An 8976-nucleotide genomic window follows, 5' to 3' on the forward strand; every position below is an offset into this window, starting at 1 on the left:
CTTTGCATAGGTGGCATAGGCTTCATTGGCGCAGGTTTATATTGCGGCATTGGTTGCATTGTAGGCATTGATTTTGATGTTTTATTGTTAGCCATTTTATTTTGCATGTTTTTGCGGTACTGCAACATTTTTGCTTGCATCGCCTGACGTTTTTGATTGATGTAAGCCATCTGCATTTTCTGTAGGTTTTGTTGAATCTCTCTAGATTCAGCAGGCGCAAATGGGGCTAGGCGAGCTGAAAGTATCATGGCTTCTGGGAAGCGTTTTTCAGCGACCAATAGTTTGGCTGATTCTAACCAAGCTTTAGCAGCCTCTTCTTTTTTGCCATCTTGGTAGAGTGCTTGAGCAAGCTGGCCAACTACGTTTGCTGAAGGATGCTTTTTGGCTACTTCTGAATATATTTTAGCAGCGGTTTTGAAATCTGATTTTGCAGAGGCATCTTTGGCTGCTTTAAGTGCATCTTGTTCGGTTTTAAAATCGGAGTTTTGTTGTTCTGCTGTTTGATTGTCGAGTGTTTTATTGACTTCATCAGTAGGAGCCGTTTCCTCAGTATTCGTTGTGGTATTAGAATCTTTATTTGATTCATTTTCGGATTTATTTCCTGATTTATTTTCGGATTCATTTCCTAAATCATTTTTTGATTGAGTTTTTATAGCCTCTTCACCACTAAATGTGCTTGCTAGAGCGGGTGTTTTTGGGTCGATATTTTGTAACTCTTTGTTGGCATCTGTATTTGCCTTTTCTTCTACTTTAACTGCTTGAGAATTTTCTGAATTAATCTTTGCTAAATTAGGTTTTTGAGAGGGTGTTTGAGTCTCTGTTGAGGTTTCCTCTTCAGGGCTAGTGTTGACTTCTTGTTCTGTTTTAATGGCTGCTTGAACAGGTTGTTTTGGTTGATTCGGCGCTTCAGAAGAAGGTTGAGTTTCTTTTTCAATTGCTGTTTCAGTCACATTTGTATTTAAATCCTGAGGCTCAGAATTATGTTTTGCAACGGTGTTGGTGGACTGTGATTCTTCCTGTTCAGGGAGCAAACCATGATCACGTTTAATGTTATCAGAGTAAGCTAAATAGACAGCCGCAGCGACGATTAACACGATAAAGAAAAAACCGTTGTTTAGTATGGCCCTAATAAGTGACATGGGGTACTCCTCGTTGAATAGTGCATAGGTTTAAAACTATGCGATAAGTTAAAATTTAGTTATTAGTTGAGACCTTTGCACGAGAGTATGTACGAGTAAAAATGGTTAAAATTCACCCGATTTTTGTTGAAAAACTTGCGAATAGCTAGCTATTCCCTGCGTTTTCCGCCGCAATCAGGCAAATTTTCCCTCATTTTTCTTTCGCACCTATCTCGAGCAAAGGTCTCATTTGAAATCTTGGCACGTTTGCGATGCATAGATCTCTTAGTAAAGTTGCTTTGTCAGTTTTAAAATTTCTTTGCTTGCTTTGCCGGATGGGTTTTGCTCAAAAACACCTAAACCTTCACTAAAAGAACGTCTGTAAGCTGTGCGGTTATGTAATCTTGTTTTGATACGAGTGATTCCGGGTAAAAAATCCAGCGCTTCTTCTGATTCCTTAGTTTCTGTCACTAAAGGATGAGTATCTGCACGGTTAATAATAGCTAATACTTCAGGCATAGCGTCTTTACATGTGTTTTTAATGAGTTTGATGAAACGTTGTGTTGACCAAATATCAGCTTGGCTTGGTGCAACGGGTATAAGGATTCGATCACATAATGAAATCGCTTCTTTCAAGGCTTCTTGATCACTCATACTGACATCAATCAATATTTCATCAGTACAATTATCATCTTGGATAGTTTGTAAATTTTGCTGATGTTCGCTTGAGGGTAGACTCGGTTCATACTCTTCTTCTGTACGTACTTCAATAACATCAGCTAAAGTTTGTTGAGGGTCTAAATCAAACAAGCGTAAAGATTTACCTTGGTGACTAAGCCATACTGCAAGATTAAAGGTAACTGTACTTTTACCGGTTCCACCTTTCATATTTCCAATGACCGTAATCATTAATTAACTCCCAAATGTGTTGAGTTTTTAAAGGCTATGCTTTAAAAGATTTTTGAAAGGTTCACCTTTATTGGAGTAAAGATGAAACGCTCAAAAATCTCTTTTAGGTAGTTTTAATGACCTTGGTCATTAAAACTTGCCTATCAAAGATTTATAGACACTCTTTGTGCCCAGTGGTTTAGATTGCTCTAATCTTATTTTGCTGCTGGCGCTGCTGGAGCAGGGGCTGCTGCAGGAGGCGCTGGTGGCATTGGATATGGAGCGTATCCTTGTTGAGGGTAGTAATAAGGTGCTGGTTGTTGACCATAGCGTTGACCTTGCCCTTGGTAATTTCCATAACCTTGGTTTTGACCATAACCTTGCCCTTGGTAGTAACCATTTCCATAACCATTATAGTTTTGGTTATTTTGGCCGTAACCAGAGAAGTTTCGGTTTTGTTTACCTTGAGCATTACCATCTGCATTACCAGACATATCTGATTCTGCATTCATTCCAAAGTTAAAAGATCCTTTTGCTTTACCTTGGCCTTGCCCCTTACCTTGACCCTGGCCTTGTCCTTGACCCTGAGCTTGTCCTTGACCCTGTTGGTTACCATAGCCGTTTCCGTAACCATTTCCATAGCCATTTCCATTTCCGTAACCATTTCCATATTGGTTACCATTGCCGTAACCATTGTTATTGCTTCCCCATGGTGCATTGAACCAATCTGCAGATGCTGATTGAGCCCCAAAGATTGCCGCAGATACAATTGATGCTAAAGCTAATTTTTTAATACTCATTACTAGTCTCCTTTGATAGTATATGCGAACTCTAAATTTTAAAGAAAGGGGGCCGAGTTCCTGTTCCCTCTTTGGTTTTTAGATTGGCGATAATGACACTCTGACCTGTAATTAACGCCATATTGTTTGAACGTCCGTTCAAATTCTGTAAAAACCTTTGTATTTTTTACAAAGGTTTCAGTTAGTAAATGGCATGCTCATCGTTGGTGTATTAAACGATGGACTTGGCATTTCAAAGCTTGGGCTTGGCATAGAAAAATTATCCATGTTAGGCATTCCAGGCATATTATTCATTTCAGGCATTTGTGGCATTGACCAATTTCCCATATTCATATTTGGTGATGACCAATTCCCCATATTTGGCATTGATGGCATCATATTGTTTCTATTTGGCCAGTTCCCAAATCCATTGTTAGCACCATAAGGTATAGGTTGTGGTATATACGGTTGCTGCGTGTATGGTCGTGCATACGGTTGAGAATAGGGTTGTGAATACGGTGCATTTCCATAGTTAGGCATGGGTTGTTGGTAGCCGTAAGGCATTGGCTGCATATTTGGTCTTACCGGAAAATTGTTTTGCTGCATAGCTTTCCCATTTTCAACCCATTGAGGTGATTGAGTGGAAGGCATATATGCTGACTCTGGTTGCGGCCAATTTTGTGCTTGTACCAGCGTTGCGCTAGTCAACGTGGCAATAAATATTGATAGTGTTAGCCGTTTCTTTATGTTGTTATTCATCGTTGTCATCCTTTAATTGAATCCCGCGTTTACGGCGTGTTACTGGCTTTTTGGTAGTAGTTGTCGCTTTAGTTGTGCTTTTTGCCGGAGCAGGTTTTTTGCGAGTACGAGTCGTTTTTGCTTTTGTAGTAGTGGTACTCGTTTTTCTGGTAGTGGTTTTACGAGCCGGCTTTGGTTTTTCTATGGCCTTGTCGGGGTCTGCCTCGTTCTCATTTACGCTTGAATCAGGGGGATTATCGGTTGGTTGAACGTCTTTATTCTGCTCAGATGTTTCTGTTTTGATTTCAGTCGATTCTGTTGATGTTGAATCGCTGTTAGTTTGTGGAATATCAACAGGTTTTTCTTGAGCGTTGCTATCAATTGCCTCTTTATCTTCCGCTGCAACAGGTTCTTTTGTGACAGGTTTAAAATTTTCATCTAGCTGAATTTTTCGCTGAATAGAAAAATAAGGATCAATCACGGTCTTAATACTGGTAACGGTTTTTCGTACGGTAGATGTTTCGCTTTCTGGTTTAACATCATCAGGCATTTCACAACCTGGGATTGGATCACCATAGCTATCCGTTCCACCAGGACAGAAGGCTGCGCGAGCACTCACACACCCTAGCGGAATAACAACAAGGGTTAATAGTGTTGCTACCATTACGCCAAACATTAATGAGATGGCCATACCTTGGAAGATAGGGTCAAATAGAATGACACTTGAACCTAAAATTAGAGCCACTGCTGTAATCATGATTGGTCGAGTTCTGGCTTTACAAGCTTGGATTACCGCTTCTGTAATGGGTACACCATTTTTGATTTCTTGGCGTGAAAAATCTACGAGTAGGATTGAATTACGCACAATGATTCCAGCTAAAGCAATAAATCCAATCATAGAGGTTGCTGTAAATTCAGCCCCCATTAGCCAGTGCCCAGGTGCAATACCGATAAGAGTTAAAGGAATTGGTGCCATCACAATCAGTGGAATAATAAAGTTTTTAAATTCCCAAACTACAAGCATGTAGATAATGATTAAGGCAACACCAAATGCTAACCCCATGTCGCGGAAAGTTTCATAAGTTACTGTCCATTCACCAGCCCACATGAATCCGTTCTCTGTTAAACCATCCGGTCTTGACACAAAATTACCTTCAAGCCCTTTTAGACCTTCGGTATTATCCAAAATGTCTTGAATTTCTAACATTCCATAAATAGGCGCACCTAATCGTCCAACACCTGTGGCAGTAACGTATTCAACAGCTCGTAAATCTTTGTGATAAATCATGCTTTGTTCGTTTTCTAGTACAAACGTACCTAGTTCGGATAGAGGGACGGTTGAGCCTTTAGCGGTAGCGACAGGTATGGCTCCCATGCGAGCAAATTCAGCACGCATTTCTAACGGAACTTCTAGGGTAATAAAGGTCGGTTCACGCATAAACCCTTGTTTGGCATCGCCTAGACGGTAACCGCCCATGGCCATTTCAAGTGTTTTATTGATAGTGGTTACTGAGATACCACTCTCAATCGCCTTTTGTTTGTCAATAACAAAGCGCCATGAGTTATGAGCTGCGGTTAATAAATTATCGACATCTGTCACATTTTTGGCATTTTCAAAAACATCGGTTAAGGCTTTTGTTGTTGCTTTACGTGAGGCTTCATTTGGTCCATAAACTTCAGCAACAACGGCTTGAAGTACAGGAGGACCTGGAGGCATTTCAACAATTTGAATTTTTGCTGAACTCTCACCAACAACGTTAACTAAATCAGAGCGCATGGCTTCTGCAATTTCATGACTTGAGCGATGGCGGTGTTTTTTGTCGACCAAGTGAATCTGAATATCTGATTCCCAAGGGTTTTGTCTTAAATAGTAGTGACGAACCAGACCGTTAAAGTCATAAGGAGCAGCTGTTCCTACGTAGGTTTCCATGGTGCTGATTTCATCAATTTTTTGCAGCTCTTTCACCAAATCGTGAGTTAAGTTTGCAGTGACGGGTAATGAGGTTCCTTCAGGGAAGTTAATCACGACGCTCATGTCTGGCTTATTATCAAACGGAAGTAATTTAACGGGAACGAGTGACTCATAAAGCAAAAATATAGCAACCGCAAATGCTGCGATAATACCAATTAAAAAGCCCCAACCTTTGGCTTTACCAATTAATAAACTCCCTAGCAATTTACGGAAGAAGGCTTCCATTTTTTCACCTTGTTCATGCTCTTTTTTCTCAGCTTTTTCTAAGGTTTCCATGCTTGGTTTGATGCGCATAGCTAACCAAGGCGTAAATGCAAAAGCCGCAAATAAAGAGATAATCATGGCAACTGAGCCAAGAGCGGGGATAGGAGCCATATAAGGCCCCATCATGCCACTAACAAATGCCATTGGCATGAGTGCAGCAATTACTGCAAAGGTTGCAATAATGGTTGGGTTGCCCACTTCGGCAACCGCTGCTACTGAAGTAGCGGTATCGGATTTATTGGATAAAAGCCAACGTCTATAAATGTTTTCTAGTACTACAACGGCATCATCAACAAGAATACCTATAGAGAAAATAAGAGCGAATAAACTCACACGGTCAATGGTAAAGTCGAGTACCCAAGCCATGAATACGGTAGAAAGAATGACTGATGGAATCACAATAGCAACGACGACACCTGCTCGCCAGCCTAAAAATAACCAGACAAGAATGGTAACGGCACCAGTGGCAACAAATAGTTTGAAAATCAGGTTATTCACCTTGTCGTTGGCCGATTGACCATAGTTACGACTAATAGAGACATCGACATCAGGCGGAATTAAAATTCCTTTTAGACCTTCTATGCGAGCAATGGCATCTTCTGCAACGGATACGCCGTTAGTACCTGGTTTTTTAGCTAACGCAATGGTTACGGCATTTCGTCCATCAAGAGAAGCATTTTGGCCGCTGTAACCTTTACCGGTATAAAAATTGACTAGTTTTGTAGGGTCTTGAGAGTTTGAGGTTACGGTCGCAATATCTCTTACATAAACGGGCGCATGGTCTTTAATGCCCACAATCAGATTTTTAATGTCTTCTTCACTTTTTAAGAAGTCACCAGTGTAAACTTTAAAAGATTGTTGCCATGCTTCTATCTTTCCAGTTTCAAGCTCACTGTTTGCAGCATGAATGGTTTGCCCAATTTGGGTTAAAGAAATTCCGTATCCAGCTAATTTTTCTGGAGAAACTTGAATTTTGATTTCTCTAGGTTCACCGCCAATGACGTAACCTTGATTCGCTCCATCAATTTCACCTAGCGACTGCAATGTATCCAAGCCTAAAAGGCGAAGCTGGCTTGAATCAAGCGTGTCTGAAGAGAGGGTAAAGGTGATCATCGGTACATCATCAGCACCTTTAGGTTTAATTAAGGGTTGTTTTACTCCTGGAGGAACAATATCTGCATTTGAACTAAGTTTGTTGTAGAGGTTTACGAGTGCTTTTTCAGTGTTTTCTCCAACTACATATTGCACTGTAATAAGGCTTTGTCCTCTCATTGAAGCGGAATATACGTGTTCAACCCCATTAATTTCTTTTAATAGACGCTCTAAAGGTTCTGAAACTAATGCTTCAACTTGTTTTGCGGTAGCACCTGGGTATTGAATAAAAATATCTGCCATAGGCACAGATATTTGTGGGTCTTCTTGACGTGGGGTAAAAATAACCCCAAATATACCAATTAAAAAGAAACCAATTAAAAATAGTGGCGTAATAGGTGAATTGATATAGTTGCGCGCAACGTTCCCTGCCATGTCATGACGTGGCGCATCATCTTGTTCTAACTCAGTCATGTGTTCATTGTTGTTCATGTTTGCCATCCCTTAAGCGTCTTTATCTTCTGTTATATTTTGCGCTTCAGAAGGCGGCATTAAGCGACCATTTTTAAGTATCCAGCCAGAAGAAATGCTTGCAGGTGGATTAATGACAATTTGTTCGCCCTCTTTAATACCTGATAGAACGGTTTTATATCCATTATTTGAGGACTTGCTCACACGAACAATTTTCATGGAAACCTGGTTGGTTTTTGGATTAAAGACAAAAACACTTGGCAAACTGCCTCGTTGAATAATTGCTTGGGAAGGAATGACAGGAAAAGCCTGATTTTGAGAAGTTGAATTGTGTACGGCAACTTGAGCATACATGCCAGGTGCTGCTGGAGCGCCTAAAGGTAAGTCCATTTTTACTTTTACGGTGTGTTGTTGTCCATTGGCAACCGGGAAAACTTGAGCAACGCGAACTTGAATGGGCGTGCTATTGGCAATACGAGCAGTTAATTGCTGACCTTTTTTGATGCCTTGCATTAGGTTTACAGGAATATTAAGCTCAATACTTAAATGATTACTTTTGGCAAAAACAAGAAGAGGCTGACCTGGTTGAACGGTGTCTCCTGCCTCAACCATCTTTTTAACAATCACTCCATCAAAGGGAGCGGTTGATTTAGTATCGTTTAATCGCACATCAATTTCGTCAATTTGAGCTTTGATTTGAGCCATTTGAGCTTGTGCCTTTTTAACCATAGACATGGCATTGGTTAAATCTGCTCTTTTTTCTACTTCACGATCGCCAACGCCCATAGAGTTTCCCATTGGTCGGGTAAAGACTTGATCCATTAAGTTGGGTAAAGCCATTCCTGGCATGCTTTGTTCTGATTTTGGGCTCCAAAGTTCTCTGTTGTATTGGGATTGTGCATTTTGATATGCGTAGGCAGCTTGATTCCATTGAGCCATCGCAGCTTTGCGTTGTGCGCGTAAAGCATCATCGTTAATAGAGATGATGAGTGTTCCGGCTTTAAATATGTCGCCTTCAATACCTGAAATGTAGTTTACCTGGCCTGGCATTTGTGCGGTTAAGGTAACTTCTTTAAAAGGGATAACGGTTCCGCCTAGGTTTACCTTGCTGTCGTAAACCGCTGAACGAACTGTTTCTACGTGAATTTCTTCTGTTTTTGCCGCAAAGACTGGGCTTAAAATTGATGGCAATGTTAATAGTAAAAAAAATGAACGTAAATTCAGTTGCAACAACTTCATTTGCTTCTCTCCGGAATGGCTTGTTTTGTTTATGTTTTGTAACCATATACGAAGCTTAGAGAGAAAGGTAACTAAAGAAATTTATGCATTTTAAATAAAATCTATGAGGTATGTTTTTTAAGGTGTAAATATATATAAGTCTTTGATTATATTAGAATATTATTATTTTATAATATAGTTATTTTCTAATATACTTGTTTTTTATGACGTTGGTGAACCGTGCTTATAACAGGAAAGTATAATATTAATATTCTCTAATATGTAAATGGTCTTTTGAATGATTTAGTGGTTGTTTTTCGACGTGTTTTTAGATAAAAAGTAACCAGGCCTGGCACTAGTGTCCGGAATAAATATTAAAAGCCTTGACAAAAAAGCCGTAACTCCTAGGATAGAAGTATTTCCACCACGAAATAGA

6 protein-coding genes are annotated in these 8976 nt (G+C 40.0%); all 6 read right to left on the minus strand.

Going from position 1 to position 8976, the window contains the following annotated elements; translation table 11 throughout:
* On the minus strand, nt 1-1139 hold a 1139-nt coding region (locus tag BS34_RS0112015; RefSeq protein WP_029408749.1), incomplete at its 3' end, for a hypothetical protein.
* A 264-nt stretch (nt 1140-1403) separates the two neighbouring features.
* Complete coding sequence (locus BS34_RS0112020; RefSeq protein ID WP_029408750.1) at nt 1404-2027, minus strand: AAA family ATPase; 624 nt, start codon at nt 2025-2027, stop codon at nt 1404-1406.
* A gap of 194 nt (nt 2028-2221) precedes the next feature.
* Nucleotides 2222-2806: a hypothetical protein gene (locus BS34_RS12410; RefSeq protein ID WP_038126733.1), complete on the minus strand. Its 585-nt coding sequence runs from the start codon at nt 2804-2806 to the stop codon at nt 2222-2224.
* A gap of 177 nt (nt 2807-2983) precedes the next feature.
* Nucleotides 2984-3544 carry a hypothetical protein gene (locus tag BS34_RS0112035; protein WP_029408752.1) on the minus strand — a complete coding sequence of 187 codons (561 nt, stop codon included), beginning with the start codon at nt 3542-3544 and terminating at the stop codon, nt 2984-2986.
* The gene (locus tag BS34_RS0112040) at nt 3537-7343 is read right to left on the minus strand and encodes an efflux RND transporter permease subunit (RefSeq protein ID WP_084151661.1); all 3807 of its coding nucleotides are present in this window, start codon (nt 7341-7343) and stop codon (nt 3537-3539) included. The genes BS34_RS0112035 and BS34_RS0112040 overlap by 8 nt, the downstream gene beginning before the upstream one ends.
* 12 nt (nt 7344-7355) lie before the next feature.
* Entirely contained in the window at nt 7356-8561 is a 1206-nt protein-coding gene (locus BS34_RS0112045; protein WP_051640889.1) for an efflux RND transporter periplasmic adaptor subunit, read from the minus strand.
* Nucleotides 8562-8976: the final 415 nt, after the last annotated feature.

The organism is Thiomicrorhabdus sp. Milos-T2, assembly GCF_000702325.1.
In the GTDB taxonomy this organism is placed as follows: Bacteria; Pseudomonadota; Gammaproteobacteria; order Thiomicrospirales; family Thiomicrospiraceae; genus Thiomicrorhabdus.

Bases quoted from the DNA above. Each gene is read 5' to 3' on its own strand.
- BS34_RS0112045 (WP_051640889.1), bottom strand. From the start codon at position 8,561: ATGAAGTTGTTGCAACTGAATTTACGTTCATTTTTTTTACTATTAACA.
- BS34_RS12410 (WP_038126733.1), bottom strand. From the start codon at position 2,806: ATGAGTATTAAAAAATTAGCTTTAGCATCAATTGTATCTGCGGCAATC.
- BS34_RS0112020 (WP_029408750.1), bottom strand. From the start codon at position 2,027: ATGATTACGGTCATTGGAAATATGAAAGGTGGAACCGGTAAAAGTACA.
- BS34_RS0112035 (WP_029408752.1), bottom strand. From the start codon at position 3,544: ATGAATAACAACATAAAGAAACGGCTAACACTATCAATATTTATTGCC.
- BS34_RS0112040 (WP_084151661.1), bottom strand. From the start codon at position 7,343: ATGAACAACAATGAACACATGACTGAGTTAGAACAAGATGATGCGCCA.